The organism is Pseudonocardia xinjiangensis (assembly GCF_012911925.1).
Lineage (GTDB): Bacteria > Actinomycetota > Actinomycetes > Mycobacteriales > Pseudonocardiaceae > Pseudonocardia > Pseudonocardia xinjiangensis.
The window spans coordinates 14,875-38,963 of record NZ_JAAXKY010000064.1 but is presented as its reverse complement, the minus strand read 5'-3'; the positions used below and the strand labels follow the sequence as shown (position 1 = coordinate 38,963).

Below are 24,089 nucleotides of genomic sequence, written 5' to 3'. Positions count from 1 at the left end.
GCGGCTGGTCCGCGACGGACTGTCCAACCCCGAGATCGCTGCCCGGTTGTTCATCAGTCCCCGCACCGTCGAGTACCACCTCCACAAGATCTTCGGCAAACTCAACATCACCTCACGCCGACAGCTCTACCGCTGAGTTCTGGAATCTCACCGGCGGCTCGCGCCGGTGCTCATACGCTGGTCAGCTCGGGCGCGTGGCGGTGAAGATGGAGCGGGGCGGTGTGAATCCAGAGCGCGTACACCGCCCACCCCAGCAGCGAGAGGCCCAACCACGTGATCGATCGGTAGATCAGCACGCTCGCTGCGGCAGGCGCGGCGGCGACGTCGGAGGTCAGCAGCAAGGTGAGCAAGCTCGTCTCGGCCAGACCGACACCGCCGGGGAAGATCTGCAACGCGATGCTGCCCTGCACGAGCAGGAAGCCCACGAGGAGTGCACCCCAGGGCACCGGGGCGCCCACCGCGGCGACGCTGGACGCCAGACACAGGTAGTCCAGAACCCACGTGAAGGCAGCCAGTGCGATCAGGCCGAGCCAGCGGAAGGCACTCGGGCGCAACAGCGCGATGCGGGCTGACAGCCGGCTGGACACCTCGTCAGTCCGCTCCAACCATGTACTCCGGCACGTAGGGCACACCCCTGGCACCCAACGGCTCAGCAGTATCGGCAGACGCAGGCCGCGCCGCAGGACCGCAGGGTGCGTCAGCAGCTTCCACACGCCGAACGCGCCCAGTGCGATCACCGCCGCGAGCACCACCGCAAAGGTGAGGGGGATGCGGCCTGCCACGCCCAGACCCAGGGCGCCCAGCACCAGCAGGCTCAGCGTGGCGACGACCCCGGCCACGAGCACCGACCAGGAGGCCAGCGTCGAGTCGACGCGGCGGCGACGCAGCTGGTCGATCGCGTAGACGATGGCGCCCGCGCCACCGACGACGGGCACCGTGGTGGACACCGCGTTCTCGACGAAGTTGATGCCCTGGACCGTGGCCACCGGCAGGCGTGCCCCGCCCACCAGGAGAAGTTGCCGGTGCAGCTCGCCGTACAGGACCAACGCCGACACGCCACACAGCACGGCGACGACCAGCCACTCCCACCGCAGGTGACCCAACGGTCCGGTCGCCTGGACGACCTGGCCCGCCAGCCCCGGCACGAGCCAGGCGAGGTAGCCGACTGCCACGCCGGCGACCACCCAGTGCGCCGCCGACCGCCAGTGCTTCTGCAGCACGCCATGCCACGTCACTGTCGTCCGACTCCTTCGGGGATTCCCGCCCAGGTCCGCATGGGGCGATCGTCAGCTGTCCGGGCCGGCGCTCGCATCCGTGGCCACGCCAGTCCGACGGCCGGTCGTGGCACCGGTCGTCAGACGCGGGGGGCCGGCCGGGACGGGCCGCACCAACTGCGCAGACCTGCGGTGGCCGGCCCGCCGGGGTGACCGGCGTGTCACACGGATACCACGCGCCTATGCCGCCTTCTCCTGCGTGCTCACGGCGCACAGCCCCAGGGATCCGACCGGGGCCGACACGGACGCGACCGGCGCTCTGCCGCGCAACAGTCGGCGTGCGTTCGTGACCCACGGGCTCTCGATCTCCAGCCCTCACGTGCACGGCATGACGCTGTGGGTCGGCCTACGGGTCACAGGCGCGGCGACTCACAGAACACGGTTTGCCGACCCGGCCCGGGCAGTCGCGCGGGCGAGGACTCGCACTACATCTGGAGGAAAATTGAGCACGGACATCAATGGGCACTCGCCGATCACCGAGGCGCCTGACTACAACTTTTGGCGAGACCGCACCAGGATCACCCTGTCACCCGTCGCTGCCCCGTCCATCCTCGGGCTGTTCGGCTTCGCCGCTGCCACGTTCATGGTCGCCGGCAACCTGGCCGGCTGGTACGGAAACGCCGAGACCCCGCTGGTCCTGTTCCCGTTCGCGTTGACCGCAGGGGGTCTGGCGCAGTTCCTCGCGGGCATGTGGGCCTACCGGGCGCGCGACGCGGTGGCCACCGCGATGCACGGGATGTGGGGAGCGTTCTGGATCGCCTACGGGATCTACAACCTGCTCATCGCGGCGGGCGTCCTGCCCTCCGTCGCAAGCCCCACCGCCGCCGGTGCCTTCGGTTTCTGGTTCGTGGTGCTCGCTGCGATCACGCTGCTGGGCGCGATCGCAGCCACCGCCGAGAACTTCGTGCTCACCGGGGTTCTGGTCATGCTGGCCGCCGGTTCCACGCTGCTCGCGATCGCGCTGCTGGGCGGCCTGCCGCTGGTCCAGGCCATCGGCGCCTATCTGCTGATCATCAGCGCCCTCCTGGCCTGGTACCTCGCCGGCGCGATGATGATCCAGTCCAGTTTCAAACGTGCCGTCCTACCGATCGGCAGCCGCCGGCCGCCGGGGGCGTCGCACGGCATCCCGCCGCACAACAACGTGCTCCACTTCGAGGCGGGCGAGCCCGGGGTGAAGGTCGGTCAGTAGCCATCTCCCTGATCCGCCGGCAGAAGGCCGCCGCCGTGCACGCCGGACCGTGCGCGGCGGCGCACCTTCGGGAGCCCCGAGATCCGCGGGTGAGCAGGACAGGCCTCAACAACAGCGGATCGACCACGTGGGTGCCTCCTCCTTATCTCCGGTGCTCGACATCGATTCGAGGAACCCGACCGGGGCTCGCCGACCCCGTCCGTTTCCACGGTACGGCGACGGTCGGGCGCTCGGCGAGTCAGAATGAGAACGATCACCCATGAGCGATATCGATGGGCACCCGCCGATACCCGCCCGGCAAGGCTCCGACCGAATCCATTCGGAATGTCGCGAACACCCTTCGATAAGTCGCACGTGCGCCCGCTTCACGTTGTGGTAACTGTAATTCGAGCGGCAGTGCTGATCGAGAGAGAGACCGCATGGATATCCGGACACGCAGGAGGAACCAGAACATTCCGGGCCATCTCCCGGCGGCGCCCGGAGGACCATGGGAACACGTCAGGCGGCCGCCGATCCGGATTCACATCCGGCGCACCGACCCCAGCACCGCCCATCACCACCGGCTAACCATCAATCGAATCTTGACAGGTTACTATCTCGCACCCTACGTTCCTCACCACCGGACATGGGGGGTCTCGTTAGGAGCACCCAGGATGATCACCGGAACGACGACCGGGATGCCACAGCGCGCGGTCCGAGCGGCACCTGAGTCTCGACCCCCTCGAGGATCCGGCACGGGGCAGGGGCCGATGCCGGTCGGCCGCGCCTCCCGACCCGGAGGCGATCAGAGCACCGCCGGACGCTCCCGGCCTAGCTCATGACGACGCTGCGCGCACTCCAATGTCTCGTGGCACTGATCGACGCGGAATCCGTCACCGAAGCCGCCGCCCAGCTGCACATGTCGCAATCGGCCGTCTCGCACCAGATCGCCGCACTGGAGCGCGAGATCGGCACCCAGGTGGTCGAGCGGCTCTCCCGGGGCGTCCGCCCCACCGCTGCGGGCCGGGCAGCGGCGAACGAGGCCAGAACCGCACTCAAAGCCGCTGCTCGCGCGATCGAGACGGGCCGGCAGGTCGGCGGGGGCCGGGCCGGCCGCCTGCGGATCGCCTGCAGCGAGACGATGACCGTCTGGCTGCTCGCGCCCGTACTCAGGGACTGGAGCAGACGAAGACCTGAGGTCTCTCTCGATCTCACCGAGTTCACCAGTGCCGACCGGATGACCGAGCGCATCGCGGCCGGAGAATCGGACATCGGCATCGGTCCACGGCCCACGATCACCGCGGCTCGCATCGAACTGCTCGGTCAGGAGCCGATGGTCGTGGTGGCTGCCTGCGGCCACCGGTTCGCCACGCAGTCCTCGGTGGCGGTGACGGATCTCGCCGACGAACCGTTCATCCACTACGACCCCGCCAACGGGCTGTCGAGCTGGATGGACGAGTTCGTGGCCCAGCATCGACTGCGGAACACGCCCGTACTCCGCACCGGAAGTCCCCGGACGGCGGCACAACTGGCCGCTTCGGGAGTGGCGATCGCGATCGTGCCGATCTCGGCTCTGGCGACCCAGTCGGCGAGAATCGTCCGCCGGCTGCGTCCCGACGTCCTGCGCGACGTCACGGTCCAGATCGGCAATCCGACCGACTCGCTGGCACGGCGGTTCGTCGCCGATCTGCGTCGCCGCGGCCTGCCCTGTGCAGGGGGCGCCGAGCAGAGCAGCGAAAGCACTGCCTGACAGCCGGCCACACTGCTCTCGCCGCCGTCGTCTCAGGCCGACCGGTGGAGCATTCCTCTGCGAAGAAAGTAAGTCGATGACAACCGTGCCCGGCCAGCCGGCCCCGCCGACCCATGCCGATTCCTCGCCCTCGATAGCCGGTTACCTCGTGGACCGGCTCGCCGCTGCCGGTGTCCGACACATCTTCGGGGTCCCGGGAGATTAATGACACGACGGCACCGCTACTCACAGCACGGGCATCGACGGGTCCTGACCGAAGTGGAGTCCCCCGGCCCACTCCCACATGCGTGCTTGGGCCAACACGTGCTGGGCGATCGTGTTCACGTCACGAGACTGCCGCTCCAGCGGGGACGTCTTCCGAATGGCGGCGGTGCCGACGGTGTCCACGAGTAGCCGAACAGCGTCCCGGCACGTCGACACCGTATGCACGAAACAGCCGGCGAGTTGCGCCCGCTGGTCGAAGGAGGGCTCGTCGCCTGCCTCGAGGGTGGCCCACAGAGTGCCGGCGGTGTCGTACGCGTAGCTGCGAGCCGAGCCGACCAGTGCTCGAGCCCGCGCGATACCGGACCGAACACGAGGTTCATCGTGTGCCGGAGTCAGCTCGGGCATCATGACCTTGCCGGCAAGAATGCCGGTGGCCGTGTCACAGGCATCGAGTGCGACACCCAGCGGCACCCCCACGAAGTTGACCACGTACATCCCGCGCCACGCGTAGAGCGATCCAGCGCGATGCCGCTCGCCGGGAAACCACGTGTTCTCGGCCGGCACGAAGGTGTCTGCAATCGAATAGTCGTGACTGCCACTTCCTGCCAGACCTGTCGGGTTCCAGGTGTCGAGCACCTGCCACTGCGACGCCGGCAGCATCGCTATCCGCCATTCCGGCGCGCCGTCGGCCGTGGTTCGAGGTGATCCGTTCTCGGTGACCCGAGCACCACCCACGACGACGTCGGCATGGGTCACCCCGCTGCCGAACGACCACCGGCCCGACAGCCGGTAGCCGCCGTCGCAGACCTCCATGGTCCCGGCCGGGACGAGCCAGCCCGCTGTCACCGCATCGAGGTCGGGATAGAGCGACCGGGCAGCGAGACCATCGAGGTAACCGCTGTAGTAGCCGCTGTCGGACCCGATCATCGCGCACCAGCCCGCCGAGGCGTCGGCTCGCGACAGCGTCTCGATGATCTCGATCTGCCGGCAGACGTCGAGTTCGGGTCCGCCCCACGCCGTGGGCATCGACATCCGGAACACCCCGGTCGACCGAAGTGCGTCGACGACCGGCGCGGTCAGGCGGCGGGCCGTTTCCACCTCAGCGGCGTGCTCCCGCAACAACGGCCTGATCCCGCTGGCTCTGGCGAGAATTTCCGCACCGTCCAGCACTGTCTCTTCAGCATGTTTCATGATTGCTCGAACCTCGATCCTGGGGCGCCACCACAACACCGGGAAAGACGCCACGATACGAAACCCAGGGTAATACATGAAAGGATTCCAGAATCGCTATCGAAATTCCTCATGCGCAGCTTTCGGCAGCTCGTTGTCGTATTGTTGAACCCAAGAATGCGCCAACTCCCCCACGGACGTAGCCGGAGGATTGATCGAAATGGACGACCTGGACGTAGGCGGCGCCGACCTCATATCTGTCGACGGCTTCTCGTTCGCCGTGTTCTCGAGCACAGGCGGGGTCGACAGGGCGCGATCCGTCGCGGCGCGATCCGAGCGGGCGATCTCCTGGCTCGCCTCCCATGTCGAGATGCCACCTGCGCCACCGCTGTTCGTGGTGGGCCGGCAGGACTGGGACCGAGTGGCGCTGGTGCCGCAGTACGGGTTGCCGCACGTCTCGCGCACGCGACTGCTGACGTGCCAGGAGCCGAGCGAGATATGGGACTCGGTCATCGCCACGGCGTGGCCCGACCTCTCCCCCGCTGCCCGGGACCGGCTTCGCCACATCTACGGCACACCGCCCGACCTCGGCAGCTTCGCCGACCTGCTGGTCGTCCACGAGCTCACCCATCTCGCCGACAACCCGGCGTGGCTGGACGAGCAGGGACCGGGGTCGGAGCACGCCTGGGGCAACCACCCGCACGTGCTCTGGTTCGTCGAACTCTTCGCCAACCTCGGGCTTCACGGGTACGTCTCGGAGCGCGAACCCGGGGCCCTGCCCGTGCTGGAGACCATCTTCGAGGTCATCTGGCACACGTCCCCGCACCGATGGCCGATCACCGGGCTGCCGCGGATGCACGAGGCCTCAACCGCGCAGCACTCCGACGGCACGAACTACGTCTGGTTCGAGTTCGGCCTGCAGGTCCTCGCCTAACACCTGTGGGAATCGTGCGGGACCACCGCGTTGAAGCACCTCAACGCCACGCTGCACGGCCCCGTACTTCCGTACACCGGGATCATCGACGTTCTCGGCGAGCTGAGCCACGAAGCCGCCGACAGCGTCCGAGCATGGCCCTCCGCCGGAAGACCCTGAACCGCCGGTCAGACGGCCCGCTGGTTGCGCTGATAGTGCCGACGGACCTTGAGCCGGTTGCCGCAGGTCTTCATCGAGCACCAGCGGGCGGTGTTCGGGCGGCTGCGATCGATCAGGAACAGGCGACACTCGTCGTTGGCGCACGGGCGCAGACGGCCGGGCATCTGCTCCTGCACCCGCCCCCACACGAGCAGCGCGCGGGTGGCGAGCCGCCGGTCGTCCGGCACGTCGAGACGCCAGGTCACCCCGGAGTCCGCGACCTCGGGGAGCAGGCGCACACCGCGCAGCGCCGGTGTCAGCGTGGTCGCAGGCTCAGCGCCTCGCACCACGGCCTGCAGCTGGTCACGGACCCGGCGCAGGTGCGCCACCTCCGCGGGCGAGCCGGTGCCGCCCCGGGCCCCGCTCCAGTCCGCAGCCTCGGCGTCGACGGCAAGAAGATCCACGAACCCCCCGCGGGCCACCGGGGTGCTGTTGAGCAGATCGAGCAGCACCAGCTCGTCGTCCGGGTCAACCGCGTACGCCATGCCGCCATGCTAACCATCCTGAACCAGTTGACAAGTTAGGTCGGCCGGTGTCTGATGACCGGGCCAGCTAACCAGTTAAACGACGATTAGGGATTAGCTTCCCGAAGGACGTGCCCACCATGACCGGATCACTGCAGCACCGGACCGTGCTCGTCATCGGCCGAGGCAGCGGGATCGCCCGCGCGGTCGTACTCGCCGCGCGCAACGCGGGCGCCGATGTCGTCGCAGCCGGGCGCAACGCCGAGGCGCTCGCCGCGGCCTACGCCGACGAACCCGGTATCACCACCGAGACCGTCGACGTGACCGACGACGACTCGATCGTCTCCCTCGGAGAGCGGCTCGGCATGCTCGACCACATCGTGTCCACCGCATCGGCCCGCGCCCGTGGGCGGCTGCAGGACCTCAGCCGTGAGTCGGTCCAGGCGTCGCTCGACACCAAGGTCATCGGGCCACTCATGCTCGCCAAGCACCTGGCCCCGCGGATCAACGACGGCGGCTCGCTCGTGCTGTTCTCCGGGGTGGCCGCCTTCAAGATCGCCGTCGGCACCCTGGCCGTGGCCATCACCAACGGCGCCGCCGACACCCTGACCCGCTCCCTCGCGGTCGAGCTGGCCCCGATCCGGGTCAACGCCATCTCCCCGGGAGTGATCGACACCGGCGCGTGGGACGCACTGGGAGAGAAGGGCAAGGCAGACCTGTTCGCCGAGCAGAGCGAGCGCAACCCGGCTCGGCGCATCGGCACGGCCGACGACGTCGCCGACGCGGTGTTGTTCGCCCTGACCAGCACGTTTCTCACCGGGGTCACCCTCGCCGTCGACGGCGGCGAAGCCCTCACCTGATCCGCAGCCACGCCGCACCCGCGGCCGTCCCACCTACTCGATCGGAAGAAGTCATGGGCCTGTCCTGGCAACAAGGACCGCTCTCCGCGTCAGCCGTCGGGCACTTCCTGGTCCCCGATCCGCTGCCCGAACGACTCCTGTTCGCCGAACCACTGCGCCGACGGATGCGCGTGCGGTTCGGCGGCGAGTGGATCGCCGACAGCGAGGACGTCGTCCTCCTCCACGAACCCGGCCGCTACCCGGTCGCCTACTTCCCCCTCGATGACGTCACCCCCGGCGCCCTGCAGCGCCTGGAGACAGTCACGAACCATCGCGACCTCGGTGCGACGTCGTGGTTCGCAGTCAGCGCCGGTGGGGAGACCACGCAGCGCGCGGCGTGGCGGCACACCGGCCTGCCGGCACATGCCGGCGTGCTCGAGGACCGGGTCGCGTTCGCCTGGCGGGCGATGGAGGCCTTCTACGAGGAGGACGAGCGCATCGTCGGCCACGCCGCGGACGCCTACCACCGCAACGACATCCGCAGCACCTCCCGCCACCTGGTGGTGCGTGTCGGCGACCAGGTCGTCGCCGACACGGTCGAGCCGCTCGTGCTCTACGAGTCCGGGTTCGCCCCACGCTGGTACGTGCCCCGCGCTGACGTCGACCCGGCGGCCCTGAGCCCGGTCGAGGGCCAGACGTTCTGCCCGTACAAGGGCCTGGCCAGCTACTACGACGTCGGCGACGTCGAGCGGGCGGCGTGGTCCTACGTCGAGGCGTGGCCCGAGGTCGGACGGGTGCGCGACATGGTGTCGTTCGAACCGGACCGGGTTACCGTGCTGCTCGACGACGAGGTCCTCGACCTCGAACCCGGCCAGCGCGTCACCCCCCACGGCGTCGACCGCGGGCTCACCGTCGACGAGGTCGCGACCAGCAGATCCGTCTGATCGCTGCCTACCGGAATCGACCAGGCGAAGGCCTCAACCAACGGAAGGAGGGACGACAGTGACCGTCAGTGGATTTCACGACGGCGAGCGCGCCGTGCAGCGCCGCGCCGGTGTTCTCGACGACGCCTCCCGCCTCTCCGGGATGCTGGCCACCCCGCATCTCGGCGGTGCGATGAGCCGCTTCTTGGCCGATCGTGACCTCGCCATCCTCACCGGCCGCGACGACGCCGGCGAGCTGTGGACCTCGCCGCTGCTGGGATGGCCGGGTTTCCTCGTGGCTCACGACTCGACCCTGACGGTGCGGACGGCTCCGTCAGCCGGCGAACCCCTGTACCGGTTACCGGAGGGACAACCGGTCGCGGTCATGGCCCTCGACCTCGCGATCCGCCGCCGGATACGGCTCAACGGCACCCTCACGCGAGAGGGGGAACACGAGCTGGAGATATCCCTCCACCAGGCCTACGGGAACTGCCCCCGGTACATCCAGCAGCGCCACCTGCGCCACGGCGATGTCGAGGACGCCGGAGGCCACACCGTCACCCATCGCTACGGCAACCTCCGACCGGAACACATCGCGCTCATCGGCCGGGCGGACACGTTCATCCTCGGCACGACCCACCCCACCCACGGCACCGACACCTCCCACCGCGGCGGCTCACCAGGCTTCGTGCGGGTCGAGGAGTCCGGTGAGCTCTGGTGGCCGGACTATCCCGGCAACAACCTGTTCAACAGCCTCGGCAACATCATCACCGATCCCACCACCGCCCTGCTCTTCCTCGACTTCACCACCGGCACCGCCCTGCAGATCTCGGGGAGGTCGGCCCTGGAATGGGTCAGGCCGGGTGCGGCGGGGGACGACGCCGAAACGGGCCGTCGCGTCCACTTCACCCCGGTGCACGTGGCTGTCACCAGCGGGCTTCCGTTCACGGCTCTCGATCTGGCGTCCTCTCGGGACAACCCGACCCTCACGTAGCCCTCCACGGAAGGTGGCAGCAATGGACTACCGACTCGAGGTCGCCGTCCTGCCGGTCGGCGACGTCGACCGGGCACTGGCGTTCTACACCGAGCAGGTCGGTTTCACCCTCGACGTCGACTACCGGCCCAGCGACGACTTCCGGGTCGTCCAGCTGACGCCACTGGGCTCGCACTGCTCGATACAGATCGTCGCCGGCCGCACCGACGCACGGGCCGACCCGGACCGCAGCATGTATCTGGTCGTCACCGACATCGACGCCGCGCGTCGTGATCTCCTGGAACGTGGTGTCGACGTCGGGGATGTCCGGCACAAGTCCCCGATCGACGGGTGGCAGGGCGGGTGGCAGCCCGGCGTCGATCCCCAGCGGGGCGACTACGCGAGCTTCGTCGACTTCGCCGACCCCGACGGCAACACCTGGGTGCTGCAGGAGCGCGGCTTCCACGTGCGCGGATAGCCGACGTCGCACGGGCTCCTGCGCGATCTACGCGAGGGGGTCCTCACGATGCGCGACGACGAACCCCAGCTTTCCGAGCACCCTGACGGCGCCGGTCTTCCCGCCCTCGAAATCGCCTGAGGCGAGGCGGTGGCCCGTCGCCAACTCATAAGCGGTGCCCAGGATCGCTTTCGGCGGATAACGACGTTCGTCCCAGACCAGGTCATAGGTCGTGGTAGGGGCGAAACCGTGCTCGTCGAAGAATCGCTGCGCCCCGAGCCGGTCGTACTCCTGCATTGCGTGCAACACGTCAGCAGGGGTCACCTGGTCCCACGTCGGCGGATGTGTCATCGGTTTCTCCCAAGATCGCCGGGGCCGGCATCTCCGCCGGCCACAATGGACGTGCGGAAAACGTCAGTTGCGTCCCGCCATGACGCCGCCGTCGACGTTGAGGATGGTGCCGGTGACCCACCCGGCACGGTCGGAGAGCAGGTAGGTGATGGCCGACGCGACGTCATGGACGGTGCCGACCCGGCCGATGGGGTGGAAGCCGTTGAAGCTCTCGAGTGTCTCGTCGATCTTCTCCGGCGGGATGAAGCCTTCGTAGATCGGCGTGGCGACCACGGCAGGTGCGACGGTGTTCACCCGGATGTGCCGGTCAGCCAGTTCGAGGGCCAGGTTGTGGGTGAGTGCGTGCAGTCCGGCCTTGGCCATCGAGTAGGCGCTGGACGGGGTGGCGCCGACTGCCTGGAGGGCCCACATGCTGCCGATGTTGACGATCGAGCCGCCGCCGGCCTCGGTCATGCCGCGCACCACGGTCTGGGTCAGGAAGAACAGGGCGCGGTTCAGGTCGTGGTAGGAGTCGTAGGCGGCGCCGTCGTGGTCGAGGAACGGCTTCGGGACGAAGATTCCGGCGGCGTTGACCAGCAGCGTGGCGTCGCCGTGCTCACCGGCGAGCCGCTGCTGCACGTGGGTTACCTGCTCACGGTCGCCGAGGTCGGCGGTGATACCCCACGCCTCACCCTTGGCCGACAATGTTGCGACCGTCTCGTCGACCCGCTCCGAACTGCGGCCCACGATCACCGCGCTTCCGCCGCCGGCCACGACGTCGGCCGCGGTCTGCCGGCCCATTCCGCTGCTTCCCCCGATCACGATCAGTTTGCGCCCCTCGAACGTCTCGGTCATGACGATCTCCGTTCCCCATCGGATCATCCGATGCTCGACAACCGGGCCGGGTATCCGGCTCACCGGCTACCTTCACCGCGGCACATCCGCATCGCACCCGGGATCTGCCTAGGCAAACCCCGGGTGGCACCCTCGTCCGTCACTCCCGGCTCCGGCCCGGCGCCGGATCAGCTCCGCAGCTGTCGGCGGGACGTGACTCCGCATTTGATGAATACCTTGCTCAAATGCCATTCCACGGTGCGCGGGCTGATGAACAGGCGGGCGGCGATCTCCGCGTTGGACAACCCGTCGCGGACCAGCCGCACGATCTGCTCCTGCTGCACGGTGAGCTGACCCGAGCTCACGTCGCTGTTCTTACGCACCGTCTCGCCGGAGGCGCCGAGTTCCCGCGCGGACCGCGCCGCGAAGGCGTCCATGCCCATCGCGGTGAACATCGTGTGCGCGGTGCGCAACTCCTCACGCGCTTCCTGGTACCGGTCGCTGCGGCGCAGCCACTCGCCGTAGTGCAGATGACAGCGGGCCAGACCGCCACGCATGCGCGTACGGCCGAAACGGTCGATCGCCTCGCGGTGGTGAGGCTCCGCAGCCTCTCCGAAGCGGACCAGCGCCTCGCAGCTCGCCTGCAGGCCGAGCGCCCAGTCGGTGCCACTCGCCTGCGTCATCACCCTCAGCCGCGCGAGCGCCTCGGAGGCCGTGCCGCCATGTCCGGTGCGGGCCGCCGCGATGACGAGCTCCACCAATGAGCACCAGGTCAGGACACCCATCTCCTGGCGTGGTTCCGTCGCCTGTCGCGCCGCGGGCAGGGCCTCGTCGTAGCGTCCGAGACTGTTGAGCAGCAGTGCCTGCATCCAGCCTGCGGCGACCACGCCGACCCCCTCGCCGCGCTGTGTCGCCTCCCGGGTCGTCGCCCCGATCAGCGCTGCGGCCTTCTCCTCCTGGCCGCGCCACACGGCGAGCAGCTGCGCGGCGTAGGGCGGCTCGTCGAGCCCCGTGCCCTCCCGAACGGCGTCGAACTCCTCCAACAGCAGGTCAGCGGCGGCCAGGTCGCCGGCGAACACCTGCATGACAACGCGCTGTGTCAGGGCCAGGGGAAGCGCAGTCAGCGCGCCCGAGTTCCGGGCGAGCTGAACGAACCGGCTCGTGAGCACGTCGCCTGCTTCGGCCTGCCACAGGTCCAGCGCGGTCGTGCAGGCGAACCACAGCCATCGCAGGTCCGTTTCGGCCGCCGGCTCCGCACCGAGGAACGCGTCCAACGCCTGCTTCAGCAGCGGCGCGCCTGCCGGGTAACCGTCCCGGTACCGCACAGCCAGACCGTCCAGCAGCAGGTCGGACGGACTACCGGGGCACTCCGCAGCGGGCGCCTCCAGAGCGGCGGCGGACAGATCATGCAGGTGGGGACCGGCGGACAGATGGGCGACGAACCAGCCCGCCCGCAGCGCCTCCAGATAGGTCTCCCTGGCCATCCGCGCGTCGAGCTTCTCCAGCCGGGCCGCCGCCCTGAGCAGCAAGGTGGGCGCCTCCGGCCCGCGGTTCAGGGTGAACGCCACGCGGGCACGCAGCAGATCGACGTTGGCGCGCTCGAGCGCACCCAGCGGGCACGCCTCGGCCCGCGCGAGCAGCGGCAGCGACGCGTGCGGCATCCCGGCCTGGTAGTTGGCCTGCGAGGCGGCGAGCAGCCGTTGTCCCCGTCGTGCGGAGTCCCGCGTCAGGTCGGCCGCACGCTCGAAGAATGCGGCGGCCGCGGCCGGCCCACCCCGGGCCTGCGCCCGCCCCGCCGACTGCTCCAGTTCGGCGGCAACGTCGTCGTCGAACCCGGCGGCAGCTTGGGCGAGGTGCCAGGCGCGGCGGTCGGGATCAGTGACGGGATCCATCACTCGCGCCAGCGCCCGGTGCGCCTGCCGCCGATCCTCCGGGGTGGCGGCATGGTAGATGGCAGACCGCAGGAGCGGATGCCGGAATGTCACCCGGGCACCGAACTCCAGGAACCCTGCCGCCGCTTCCCGCAGTGCACGCTCGGCGCCCATGCCGATTCCGAGCGGGTCGACCGCGCGCCAGACGAGGACCGGATCGCCCACGGGTTCCGCGGCGGCGACCAGCAACACCTGTCGCGTCAGCGGCGCCAGTGCGGCGATCTGCCGTCGGAAGCTCTCCTCGATGCGGTACGGCAGTGCAGCCGAGCTGAGCAGCCCGAATCCGCCCGCCAGTTCGGCCAGCGTGAATCCGCGGGGCAGCTCCTGCAGCGCCAACGGGTTGCCTCGGCTGTCGGCGACGACCCGGTCGAGCACCCGGTCGTCGACCGGCCCGGGATGGGCCGACAACAGCAGCGCGCGGGCGTCGTCGTCGGGCAGCCCGGTGACGTGTAACTCCGGCAGGCCCGCCAGCTCCGCCTGATCGCCGGAGCCTCGCATCGCGAAGATCATCGCCAGCGACTCGGCCTTCAGCCGTCTGGCCACGAACCCGAGCACCTGCGCCGATGCGCGGTCGAGCCACTGGGCGTCGTCGATCAGACACAGCAGGGGCCGCTCCCGTGCGGTCTCGGCGAACAGGCTCAACACCGCCAGGCCGACCATGAACCGATCCGGTGGACGTCCGGCGCTGAGTCCGAACGCCGTGCTCAACGCCTCGCGCTGCGGCCCGGGCAGCCGCGCCGACCGGTCCAGCATCGGCGCACACACCTGCTCCAGGCCGGCGAAGGCGAGTTCGTCCTCGGCCTCGTTGCCGCCGGCCCGGACGACCTGACAGCCTGCGGCCTGTCCGACCACGTACTCCAACAGTGCGGTCTTCCCGATACCGGCGTCTCCTCTGAGCACCAGTGCGCGGCTCTCACCCCTGCGCAGATCGGCGACGACGCGGTCGAGCACCTCGCGTTCGCTGCGCCTGTCCAGCAACACGGGACGGACCCCAGACGTTCGAGACGCCGGCCTCCGGGGAGCCCTGGCATCTTCCTGGCGCGGCGACGGCACCCCACCAACCGTACCCTGACCTGCGATAAGTCTCCCCGGACGCGGGCGGGCGTCAGCGCGGGCGGCCCGGTGCGATCTCGTCGGCGGTGAGCTCGCGGTCGATGCCGTGGGGGGTGACCTGCTGGCCGGGTTCGAGCTTGAGCACCGTGCCGTCGAGGAACACGGTGACCTTGTCGGGCTCGAAGGAGACGAGGTCACGTACCCGGCCGACCTCGGGCCAGGCCTCCCGGTAGGACCAGGCAGCGCCCTTCGCCTCGCCGATGTCGTAGTAACTGGCCAGGCCCTTGTACGGGCAGAAGGTCTGGCCCTCGACCGGGGTCAGCGCCGACTCGTCGATGGCGGTGCGAGGCACGTACCACCGAGGGGCGAACCCGGACTCGTAGAGCACGACCGGTTCTCTCGTGTCCGCGACCTGACGGTCGCCCGAGCACACGACCAGGTGGCGCGACGTGCGGCGGATGTCGATGCGGTGATAGGCGTCCGCGGCGTGGCCGACGATGCGTTCGTCCTCCTCGTAGAAGGCGTCCATCGCACGCCAGGCGAACGCGACGCGGCCCGCCAGCTCGCCGGCGTACCCGGGCAGCCCGGTGTGCTGCCATGCCCCACGCCGCGCGGTCCGACCACCGGCGTGCACCGCGAACCAGGAGGTCCTGCCCAGGTCACGGTGTTCGGTGACGGTCTCCAGGGGTTCCAACGATCCCGAGTCGATGTCCTCGATCGGGAAGTAGGCGACGGGGTAGCGGCCGGGTTCGTGGAGCAGGACCACGGTCTCGCTGTCCGCGATCCACTCACCGCCGAAGCGCACCCGCATCCGCCGCCGCAACGGCTCGGCGAACAGGAGCCGCTCGGGCAGGGGGTCCGGAACGAGGAAGCGTCCCGGGGTTGCGCCCGAGAGCGGTCCTTGCTGCCAGGACAGTCCCATGGTCGGTCCTTTCGGTACTGGTCAGGTCAGCGGTTCTCCACCGTCGACAGCGAGGGTCACACCGGTGAGGAAGGTGTTGGTCAGTGCGAAGAGCACGGCCTGCGCGACGTCCTCGACCCGGCCGATGCGCCGGGCGGGGTTGCGGGCGGTCATGTCCTGGAACATCTCGGCCTTGGCGTGTTCGCCCAGTGCGTCCCAGGCGCCGGTGTCGATCACTCCCGGGGAGATGGCGTTGACCCTGATGGGCGCCAGCTCCAGCGAGAGCGAGCGGGTCAGCGTGTCGGCGGCGCCGTTGGTGATCGCGACCCCGAGCGTGCCGACCGCGATCTTGAACGCCGCGACGCCGGAGAACAGCACGAAGGACCCGCCGTCGTTCAGCCGGGGCGCCAGGTGTTTGGCCAGCATGAGCGGCCCGATGACCTTCGTGTCGAACGACTTCCTGATGGCGTCGCGGTCGAGGTCGGCCAGGCGCCCCCGCGCACGGGACGAGGCGGTGGAGACGACGTGGTCGAGGCTTCCGAGCCGGTCGCCGAGCGCGCTGATCGACGCGTCATCGGTGACGTCGACGTAGTCGGTGGTGATCCGGTGCTCGCCGGCGTAGGCGGCCGCGAGGGCGTCGGTGCTGCGCCCGGCCGCGACGACGTGGGCGCCGGCGTCGCGGGCGGCTGTGGCCACCGCATGCGCGATGCCACTGCCCCGCCCGATCACGAGGACGGTGCGGTCCTGGAGAGGTCCGGTCATGACGATGTCCCTTTCGAGGTGGCGAGGGTGCGGCCGAGGAAGCCGCGGATGTATCCGCTCGCCGTGTCCAGGGCGCTCTCGAGCAGGAAGTGCCCGCCGTCGAGGAGGTGGATCTCGGCGTCGGGGAGATCGCGGGCGAAGGCCGTGGCACCTGCGGGTCCGAAGATCTCGTCCCCGGCTCCCCAGATGGCCAGCAGCGGCACCTGGCTCCTGCGGAAGTAGTCCTGCACCGCGGGGTAGAGCGGCGGGTTGGTGGTGTAGTCGCGGAACAGCGCCAGCTGGATCTCGGCGTTGCCGGGGCGGCTGACCTGGGCGTGGTCGAGAACCCACGTGTCGGGATCGACGAGGTCCGGGTCGGGCACTCCCGTGAGGTACTGCCAGCGGATGGCCTCGACCTCCAACGCCCCACGAACTGCCGGCTCGGTCTGCGGGCCGGCGGCCTCGGCATAGGCCCACACGGCCGACCAGAACTCGGGGACGAACCCCTCGTCGTAGGCGTTGCCGCTCTGGCTGATGATCGCCGCGACGGTGGCGGGCCGGCGCAGTGCGAGACGCCAGCCGATCGGAGCGCCGTAGTCCTGCACGTACATCGCGTAGCGATCGACGCCGAGGTGGTCGAGCAGGCCCTCCGTCAGGACGGTCAGGGCGTCGAAGGTGTAGGTGAACTCGTCGACCGTGGGCATCGCCGAATGGCCGAAGCCGAGATGGTCGGGGGCGATGACGTGGTAGCGATCGGCGAGCGCGGCCATCAGCCGGCGGAACATCCGCGAACTGGTGGGGAAACCGTGCAGGAGCAGCACTACCGGCGCCTCTGCCGGGCCGGCCTCTCGATAGAAGATCTCGAGGCCGTTCACGGTCGCGGTGCGGTGATGTACATCGGTCATAAACTCACTACCCATCATGATGGCGCCGGCGCAGGCAGACGGTCCGTGAATTACATCTGCTTTACGTTCTGGGCCGTTGCGCCTATGCAATCAGCAGTACCACCCGGTGCAGCCTCGCGGGCTGACGATTTTCGATGACAGTCCCGCATATTCGTCATGAGCGCCGGGGGCGGGCTAGCCCCGGTAGGCCTCGAGCAGGCGCAGCCAGACTTCGCTGATGGTCGGGAAACAGGGCACGACGTGCCAGAGCCGGTCGATCGGTACCCGACCCGCCACGGCGACGGTCGCCGAATGCAGAAGCTCGGCCATGCCCGGCCCGACGAACGTGGCGCCCAGCAGGTACTCGTGGTCGAGGTCGACGACGATGCGGGCCCGGCCGCGGTAACCGTCGGCATACAGGAGGGCGCCCGGCACCCGCTCGAGGTCGACGTCGACGGCCCGGACCCGGTGCCCGGCGCGTTGCGCCTGGTCGGTGGTCAAGCCGACGCTCGCTGCCTCCGGGTCGCAGAAGAACACCTGCGGCACGGCATCGATGTCGGCGGTGGCGACATGCGCGCCCCACGGCGAGGTGTCCACCGGTTGCCCCGCAGCGCGCGCTCCGATCAGGTTGCCGATCATGCGAGCCTGGTACTTGCCCTGATGGGTCAGCAGCGCCCGGTGGTTGACATCGCCCGCGGCGTAGAGCCAGCCGTCGTCGACGCCGCGGACCTGGCAGCTGTCGTCGACGTCGAGCCACGACCCGGGAGCGAGCCCGACGGTGTCCAGGCCGATGTCCCCGGTGAGCGGTTCCCGCCCGACGGCGAACAACACCTCATCGGCAGTGACCTCGCTGCGGTCGTCCAGAACGAGGGTGACCGGGCCCGTCCCGCCGGGCCGATGCAACTCGACGACCGACACGCCGCTACGCACGTCGACTCCGGCCTCCTTGAGTCCGTCGGCCACCATCTCGCCGACGAACGCCTCCATCCGCGGCAGGAGCGCGTGCAGGCGCGAGAGCAGGGTGACCGACGAGCCCAGCCCCTGCCACGCGGTGGCCATCTCGACCGCCACCCCGCCGTCCCCGACGATCGCGAGCCGGCGCGGGACGTCACTGCTGTCGGTGGCGGCGCGGTTCGTCCAGGCATGCGCCTCGGCGATACCGGGCAGGTCCGGCAACGCGGCCGTGCTGCCGGTGCACACGACAACCGCATGCCGCGCGGTGAGCACCCGCTGCTCGTCGTCGGCAGTGGCGACGACGACGCGCCGCGCGCCCTCGATCCGCCCATGGCCGCGGATCACGTCGATCCCCATGCCGGCGAGCCCGTCGGCCTGCCCGCTGTCGTCCCACCCGGTCACATACCGGTCGCGACGGCGGAACACCGCACCCGCGTCGACCGGCCCGGTGACCGCCTCCCGCGCCCCGTCGACCCGGCGGGCATCCGAGACCGCGATGACCGGCCGCAGCATCGCCTTGCTGGGAATGCACCCCCAGTAGGAGCACTCGCCGCCCACCAGCTCCCGCTCGACAAGGGCGACACTCAGGCCGTGGGCACGAGAACGCCCGGCGACGGTCTGACCGACCGGGCCGGCCCCGAGGACGACCACGTCGTAGCTGTCGGACGCCGATACTGCACGGGAACGATCGGGCATGGTGACTCCTGTTTTCTGCATGTCGCGGACGGGTGGCCTCTGGTCGGACGCGTCCGCACGCCTGGCTGCTGTGGCCGTGGCACGGCGGACCGCGAGGCGCACCTTGCGTGCTGCCCAGCGTTGCGGCGGGCCGGCCCGGTCGCATCCGGGAACGCCCTAGCCGAACACCCCGGGTCCGTGCCTCTGGTCGGTGCAGACCTGGACGGCGGGAGGAACCCGAAGCGGCGTGCCTCTCCTGGCGCCGCCGGCAACTCGAGCCATTCGGAATCCCGCGGAATTCGATCGAAGATGCTCATGCCCGGGCACTTCGGCAGGCGTCTTCATCATGAAAGATTGGCGTAGGGTGCAAGTATTGCCGGAATTGGCCATTGCGGACACCAGGTGAATCACGCTGGAGGCCAGGACGGTTCCGGCCGCAGAAAGGAGTGGAGATGTCTTCTGACGTGACCGTTGTCCTGGCACACGGGGCATGGGCGGACGGCTCGAGCTGGAGCAGGGTGATCACGGGTCTGTGGGCCGCCGGGGTGCGAGCCGCTGCCGCGTCACTGCCGCTGACCACACTCCAGGACGACGTTGCGGCGCTGGATCGCACCTTGGAGCGCGTCGGCGGACCCGTCGTGCTGGCCGCGCACGCCTACGCCGGCGGAGTGATCGGATCCACCCGTGCGGCCAACGTGACGGCGTTGGTCTACATCGCGGCGCTCGCGCCGGACGAAGGGGAGACCGTTGCCGACGTGTTCTACCGGACGACCCCCCACCCGGACGCGCCCACTCTGGAACCCGACGCACACGGCCTGCTCTGGCTGCCCGCTGAGGCCTTTCCCGCGGCCTTCGCCCAGAACGCGTCCGCAGAGGACCGGGCCCTGCTGGAGGCCGTCCAGCGGCCGATCTCGCCCGAGTGCATCACCGCCGCGGTCGGACGCCCGCTCTGGAAGGACCGCCCGAGCTGGTACCTGCTCGCCGAGGACGACCGCATGATCCCGGCCGAGACACAGCGCTTCATGGCCGAGCGGATGGGTGCGACGGTGCGCAAGCACGGCGGCGATCACATGCCCCTCGTGACCGCCCCGTCCGTCGTCACGGATCTGCTCCTCGAGGCGGTCGACACCGCCGCTCGGGGTCTGTAGCAGAACTGGCGGCCGCAGCCTCAGCCGTCGAGGTCGAGCTCCAGGCGAACCGGCTCCCCCGCCGCCACCGGTACCGGCTCGCCACGGCTGATCGGCCCGCGAGCCCGCGAGCACCGCAGCGACACCGTCACGTCCACGTCGGAGCTCAGAACGACGCATCCCGTCGATCGGTCCAGGTCCCACGCCAGCTCGTCGACGGTGACGCGGTTCCGGCAGCGGACCCCCCTGATCCGCCCCCGCGCCCATCGCGGAGGCAGCGCGGGGAACAGCTCCACCACCCCCGGGCGGGAGTCGACCAGCGCCTCGACGAGCACTGCCGGGATCGCGTGCGCGGCGTCGGCGTTGTAGGTCTGCAACCCGGGGTTGTGCGAGGTCATCAAGGACCGGAACACCATGTCGTTGCCGAGGATCTTGGCCAGGTTCGCCTCGACGAGGTCGGGGGCCTTCAGCCGGGCCGCGCACAGGGCCCGGTGCAGGCTCCCGTGTGCCGAGAGGTTCTCGTCGCCGCGGCGCACGAGCGCGCGGTGCGCTGCCGCCGCCAGCTCGGGCGTGGCGTCCGCGGTGATCTCGTGCAGCGGCCAGACCGGGTACAGGTGGCTGACGTGCCGGTGGTCGTCCGGGGTCGTCAGCCCCGGCCAGGCCCACTCGGCGAGCGCGCCGTGCTCGTCCACCACGTACTCCGGCAGCCGCTTCAGGAGGGTCTGCCAGCGTGCTGCGGCCGCCTCCTCGATGCCGAGCCGGGCGCACGCCTCGACGGCAGCGGACAGCGCGTGCCGGGCAGCCGCGATGTCCATCGTGGCGTTCACCGCGGCCGCCCCGGCGCGGCCGGCCGGGCCCACCTCCGGCGAGTACGACGGGACGAGCACCAGCGAGCCGTGCTCGTCCTCGCGGGCCAGGAAGTCCTCGAAGAACAGGGCCGCTTCGACCAGCCACGGCGCCAGCGGCCCGGCCAGGAACTCGTCGTCGCCGGTGACCTGCCAGTGCTCCAGCAAGGGGAACAGCAGCCAGTCGGCGCCTGCGACCCACATCGCCCACGGCCACTGCGCGTCGAGGTGGAACAGCCGCCCGTGCTCGCCGTCGGTGCGGCTCGGGGCGAGCACGCCGCGCGCTCCGAACACCGCGCGCGCGTTCTCCCGCCAGTCGGCGATCTGGTCGGCGATCAGCGCGCGCAGGCTCGCCACCACCTCGGGCAGCGCCGTCGTGCTGGCCGCGGCCAGCTGCAGGTTCAGGTTGGCGTCGGTCGTGAAGTCCCCCGACCAGGCCGCGCCCCACTCCCCCAGCCACAGGCCGGTCAGCCGCGGCGGCAGCACGCCGCTGGAGCTGATCAGCGTGTAGCGCCCGGCATGGAACATGACCTCGAGCAGTGCCGGGCTCACACCCGGATCCCGGACCTGCGCCGCGAGCAGCTCCCCCACCGGCTGCGCTCGCTCCGTCGGCGAGACGCCGAGGTCCAGCTCCACGCGGTCGTACATCGCGGTGTGCAGAGCGGTGTGCCGGCTCAGCAGCTGCTCGTACTCGGCCGGGAGCACGTGCAACCGTTCCCGCAGGAGCCGCTCGTCCGGTGGCCCGTCCGCCCGGTCTAGCACCGTCACCAGCAGGAGCCGGGACGCTCCGCGCACGACAGCGCGGTCGCCCTCCTGGCCGACCGGCCCATCGACCGTGACGAGCCGGGTGACACCGGTGAACCCGTACGCCCCGGGACCGGCCGGGTAGGTGCCCCGGAGCGTGATCAGGACCTCTCGTGCGTCTCCGACCTCGACCACGCAGGAGTACCCGACACCGGCGGGCCGCCCCGGTAGATCCCCCGAGAGCCGCACCGCCAGATCGAGCGCGGGCCCGGCGAGCTCGTACACCAGCACCCGGTCCGCGCGGGAGACGAAGGCCCGGCTCCGCCACGCGCCGGCGATGTCGGTCCAGGCTGCGCTCACCTCGCCCGTTCGGAAGTCGGTCTCCCTCCGGTAGTCGCGCACCGGAGCCGGGTTCGACCGGTCCAGCTCGACCACGAAGCCGGGGTGGAACGGTTGGGTCCAGGCCAGCCGCCTGCCGTCGGAGAAGGCTCGCTGCGCAGCCTTCGCGTCGCCGGCGAGCACGAGGTCGCGCACCTCGTCGAGCCGGTCGGCGACCGCAGGCGGCGCCATCCCGCGCGATCCGTTCGGCAGCACGAATCGGTGGTGGTTGACGATCAGCCGCTCGGCGGCGGGGTCGCCGAGTGCAATCAGGCCGCACTCCCCGTTCCCGGAGAGGAACCCGTCCTCCCACCGCACCGCGGGGGCCGTGTCGTGGATGCCGTGGCGCGGCCCTTCGCGGCGCGTGCTCACCCCTTGAAGGCCCCGTCCAGGATGCCGTTGACCATCTTGCGCCCGACGAACACGAACAGCACCAGCAGCGGGAGCGTGGCCAGGAACGAGCCGGCCATGGCCAGGCCGAGGTCGATGTCGAAGCTGTTCTGCAGCGCCTTGATGGCGATCTGGGCGGTGAACCGCTCCGGCGACTTCAGCACGATGAACGGCCAGAGGAAGTCGTTCCAGGCCTCCACGAAGCCGAACAGGCCGAGCACGAACGCCGCAGGCCGGACGATCGGGAAGGCGATGCGCCAGAAGATCTGCCAGGTGCTCGCCCCGTCGATGCGCGCGGCCTGGATCAGCTCGTCGTTGAGGGTCGTCACGATGTGCTGGCGCATCCAGAAGATGCCGAACGCGCTGGCCAACCCCGGCACGGCCACCGCCTGCAGCGTGTCGACCCACCCCAACCAGGAGACGATCATGTACTTCGGGATGACGGCGAGCTGCGTCGGCACCGTCATCGTGAGCACGACCACGAGGAACAGCGCGTCCCTGCCGCGGAAGCGCAGCTTCGCGAACGCGAAGCCGCCCAGCGCGCAGAGCACCGCCTGCCCGACGCCGATCGTGGTGGCGATGACCAGGCTGTTGATGATCGACTGCAGGAACGGGACCGTGTCGAAGACGAGGCCGGCCAGCCGGAAGAAGTTCTCGCCGGGCAGGATCTCCGGCGGCATCTGCGTGGCGGTGGCCGAGTCGGTCGACGCGACGATGAACATCCAGTACAGCGGGAACACCGAACCGAACGCGGCGACGCCCAGCAGCAGGTACGTCCACCATCGCACGCGGCCCATGCGGCCGCCCGACCGGCTGCTCCTGGCCGCGGGCGGCGCGCCGGTCAGCGTGGCGCCGATCGTGGTCGCGGCTGTCGTGTCGCTCATCGCCGCCCTCGCTGACGCTCGGGCGACCGCTTCGCGGACGCACTGTGCCCATGACTCGCTCGCTGCCGCTCGCTCATCGACCCTCTCCTCGGATCCGGCTGGAGAGCAGGTAGTTGACCGCGGCGATCAGGATGATCATCACGAACAGCGCGACGCCGATCGCCGACCCGTAGCCGAACTCGTACCGGCCGAAGCCCTGCTCGTAGAGGAACAGCGTGAGCGTCTGGCACTGCCGCACCGCGCCGCAGGTGAGGTTGGTCGTGCGGGCGACCAGCAGGGGCTCGGTGAAGATCTGCAGCCCGCCGATCGTCGAGGTGACGATCGTGAAGATGATGATCGGCCGCAGCGCCGGGACGGTGATGTGGCGGAACTGCCGCCACCCGCCGGCGCCGTCGATCGCCGCCGCCTCGTAGACGTCGCGTGGCACTGCCTGCAGCGCCGCCAGGTACAGCAGGGTGTTGTAGCCGCACCAGCGCCACGCGACCATCACGGCGATCATGAGGTGGCTGCCCCACACGGACTGCACGAAGTCGATCGAGGAGATCCCGACCAGTCCGAGCAGCCAGTTCAGCAGGCCGTAGTCGCGGTCGAACATCTGCGCGAAGACGATCGCGGTGGCCGCCACCGAGGTGATGAAGGGGACCAGGATCGCCATCCGGAAGAACACCGCGGCCCGCAGCCGGGCGTGGTTGAGCACGTGCGCCAGCACCAGCGCGATCGCCAGCTGCGGGATGGTCGACAGCAGCCAGATCCGGATCGTGTTGCTCGTCGCGTTCCAGAACCGCGGGTCGGCGAGCATCCGGGTGAAGTTGTCGACGCCGGTGAAGGTCTGGTCGCCGATCGGGTTCCACTCGAACAACGCGATGTAGAACGTGGCCAGGAACGGGACGAGCCCGAACACCCCGAAGATCAGGAAGAACGGCGCGATGTAGGCGTACGGCGCGATCCGCTCGCGGAACGGGAGGGCCCACCCCCCGGCGCGCTTGGGCGCGCCGGGGGACGGAACCTGCTTGGCCGACAGGGTCGCGGTCACGGGACCCACCCACGGTGGCGGCGCATCGTGG

The 24,089-nt window shown here is 69.9% G+C and carries 22 protein-coding genes; 9 read left to right on the top strand and 13 right to left on the bottom strand.

What is annotated here, in order from left to right:
- Positions 1 to 4: 4 nt before the first annotated feature.
- Positions 5 to 136: a helix-turn-helix domain-containing protein gene (locus HF577_RS19715; protein ID WP_281359809.1), complete on the top strand. Its 132-nt coding sequence runs from the start codon at positions 5 to 7 to the stop codon at positions 134 to 136.
- A gap of 34 nt (positions 137 to 170) precedes the next feature.
- Here HF577_RS19715 and HF577_RS19710 read toward each other — a convergent pair whose 3' ends face one another.
- Positions 171 to 1,235, bottom strand: coding sequence for a lysylphosphatidylglycerol synthase transmembrane domain-containing protein (locus HF577_RS19710; protein ID WP_169397371.1), 1,065 nt, complete (start codon positions 1,233 to 1,235; stop codon positions 171 to 173).
- 481 nt (positions 1,236 to 1,716) lie between these two features.
- On the opposite strand from HF577_RS19710, the gene HF577_RS19705 reads away from it, so the two are divergent.
- A complete protein-coding gene (locus HF577_RS19705; protein WP_246266702.1) occupies positions 1,717 to 2,463 on the top strand; it encodes an acetate uptake transporter family protein in 747 nt (248 codons plus the stop codon).
- A gap of 817 nt (positions 2,464 to 3,280) precedes the next feature.
- On the top strand, positions 3,281 to 4,192 hold the full coding sequence (locus tag HF577_RS19700) for a LysR family transcriptional regulator (RefSeq protein ID WP_169397370.1): 912 nt from the start codon (positions 3,281 to 3,283) through the stop codon (positions 4,190 to 4,192).
- A gap of 225 nt (positions 4,193 to 4,417) precedes the next feature.
- On the opposite strand, the gene HF577_RS19695 is transcribed toward HF577_RS19700, so the two are convergent.
- Positions 4,418 to 5,641 (bottom strand): acyl-CoA dehydrogenase family protein, encoded by a 1,224-nt coding sequence (locus tag HF577_RS19695; protein ID WP_169397369.1) that lies wholly within the window; start codon positions 5,639 to 5,641, stop codon positions 4,418 to 4,420.
- Positions 5,642 to 5,786: 145 nt separating this feature from the next.
- On the opposite strand from HF577_RS19695, the gene HF577_RS19690 reads away from it, so the two are divergent.
- Positions 5,787 to 6,500: a hypothetical protein gene (locus HF577_RS19690; RefSeq protein ID WP_169397368.1), complete on the top strand. Its 714-nt coding sequence runs from the start codon at positions 5,787 to 5,789 to the stop codon at positions 6,498 to 6,500.
- A 167-nt stretch (positions 6,501 to 6,667) separates the two neighbouring features.
- On the opposite strand, the gene HF577_RS19685 is transcribed toward HF577_RS19690, so the two are convergent.
- Complete coding sequence (locus HF577_RS19685; RefSeq protein WP_169397367.1) at positions 6,668 to 7,183, bottom strand: CGNR zinc finger domain-containing protein; 516 nt, start codon at positions 7,181 to 7,183, stop codon at positions 6,668 to 6,670.
- Between the two features lie 119 nt (positions 7,184 to 7,302).
- On the opposite strand from HF577_RS19685, the gene HF577_RS19680 reads away from it, so the two are divergent.
- Genes HF577_RS19680 through HF577_RS19665 form a run of 4 tightly spaced genes read left to right on the top strand, consistent with a single transcriptional unit; the run spans position 7,303 to position 10,375 of the window.
- Entirely contained in the window at positions 7,303 to 8,022 is a 720-nt protein-coding gene (locus tag HF577_RS19680; protein WP_169397366.1) for an SDR family oxidoreductase, read from the top strand.
- Positions 8,023 to 8,075: 53 nt separating this feature from the next.
- Positions 8,076 to 8,945 (top strand): DUF427 domain-containing protein, encoded by an 870-nt coding sequence (locus tag HF577_RS19675; RefSeq protein WP_169397365.1) that lies wholly within the window; start codon positions 8,076 to 8,078, stop codon positions 8,943 to 8,945.
- Between the two features lie 58 nt (positions 8,946 to 9,003).
- Positions 9,004 to 9,918 (top strand): pyridoxamine 5'-phosphate oxidase family protein, encoded by a 915-nt coding sequence (locus tag HF577_RS19670; protein ID WP_312859242.1) that lies wholly within the window; start codon positions 9,004 to 9,006, stop codon positions 9,916 to 9,918.
- Positions 9,919 to 9,940: 22 nt separating this feature from the next.
- Positions 9,941 to 10,375 (top strand): VOC family protein, encoded by a 435-nt coding sequence (locus HF577_RS19665; protein WP_169397364.1) that lies wholly within the window; start codon positions 9,941 to 9,943, stop codon positions 10,373 to 10,375.
- 27 nt (positions 10,376 to 10,402) lie between these two features.
- On the opposite strand, the gene HF577_RS19660 is transcribed toward HF577_RS19665, so the two are convergent.
- The 7 genes from HF577_RS19660 to HF577_RS19630 form a co-directional block, all read right to left on the bottom strand.
- The gene (locus tag HF577_RS19660) at positions 10,403 to 10,678 is read right to left on the bottom strand and encodes a hypothetical protein (RefSeq protein ID WP_211174530.1); all 276 of its coding nucleotides are present in this window, start codon (positions 10,676 to 10,678) and stop codon (positions 10,403 to 10,405) included.
- Between the two features lie 90 nt (positions 10,679 to 10,768).
- Positions 10,769 to 11,539 (bottom strand): SDR family NAD(P)-dependent oxidoreductase, encoded by a 771-nt coding sequence (locus HF577_RS19655; RefSeq protein WP_169397362.1) that lies wholly within the window; start codon positions 11,537 to 11,539, stop codon positions 10,769 to 10,771.
- Positions 11,540 to 11,706: 167 nt separating this feature from the next.
- Entirely contained in the window at positions 11,707 to 14,430 is a 2,724-nt protein-coding gene (locus HF577_RS19650; RefSeq protein ID WP_312859241.1) for a helix-turn-helix transcriptional regulator, read from the bottom strand.
- 124 nt (positions 14,431 to 14,554) lie between these two features.
- Positions 14,555 to 15,424, bottom strand: coding sequence for a DUF427 domain-containing protein (locus HF577_RS19645; RefSeq protein WP_169397361.1), 870 nt, complete (start codon positions 15,422 to 15,424; stop codon positions 14,555 to 14,557).
- Positions 15,425 to 15,445: 21 nt separating this feature from the next.
- Positions 15,446 to 16,165, bottom strand: a complete 720-nt coding sequence (locus HF577_RS19640) for an SDR family oxidoreductase (protein WP_169397360.1) — start codon at positions 16,163 to 16,165, stop codon at positions 15,446 to 15,448.
- Positions 16,162 to 17,049, bottom strand: coding sequence for an alpha/beta fold hydrolase (locus HF577_RS19635; RefSeq protein ID WP_169397359.1), 888 nt, complete (start codon positions 17,047 to 17,049; stop codon positions 16,162 to 16,164). Before HF577_RS19635 ends, HF577_RS19640 begins: the two co-directional genes overlap by 4 nt.
- A 174-nt stretch (positions 17,050 to 17,223) precedes the next feature.
- Positions 17,224 to 18,678 (bottom strand): dihydrolipoyl dehydrogenase family protein, encoded by a 1,455-nt coding sequence (locus HF577_RS19630; protein ID WP_169397358.1) that lies wholly within the window; start codon positions 18,676 to 18,678, stop codon positions 17,224 to 17,226.
- A gap of 431 nt (positions 18,679 to 19,109) precedes the next feature.
- Here HF577_RS19630 and HF577_RS19625 point away from each other — a divergent pair, with 431 nt between their 5' ends.
- Positions 19,110 to 19,805 (top strand): alpha/beta hydrolase, encoded by a 696-nt coding sequence (locus HF577_RS19625; protein ID WP_169397357.1) that lies wholly within the window; start codon positions 19,110 to 19,112, stop codon positions 19,803 to 19,805.
- Positions 19,806 to 19,825: 20 nt separating this feature from the next.
- On the opposite strand, the gene HF577_RS19620 is transcribed toward HF577_RS19625, so the two are convergent.
- From HF577_RS19620 to HF577_RS19610, 3 genes are all read right to left on the bottom strand, one after another.
- Complete coding sequence (locus HF577_RS19620; RefSeq protein ID WP_169397356.1) at positions 19,826 to 22,123, bottom strand: glycosyl hydrolase family 95 catalytic domain-containing protein; 2,298 nt, start codon at positions 22,121 to 22,123, stop codon at positions 19,826 to 19,828.
- Positions 22,120 to 23,025, bottom strand: a complete 906-nt coding sequence (locus HF577_RS19615) for a carbohydrate ABC transporter permease (RefSeq protein ID WP_211174529.1) — start codon at positions 23,023 to 23,025, stop codon at positions 22,120 to 22,122. Before HF577_RS19615 ends, HF577_RS19620 begins: the two co-directional genes overlap by 4 nt.
- Before the next feature lie 73 nt (positions 23,026 to 23,098).
- Complete coding sequence (locus HF577_RS19610; protein ID WP_312859240.1) at positions 23,099 to 24,058, bottom strand: carbohydrate ABC transporter permease; 960 nt, start codon at positions 24,056 to 24,058, stop codon at positions 23,099 to 23,101.
- Positions 24,059 to 24,089: the final 31 nt, after the last annotated feature.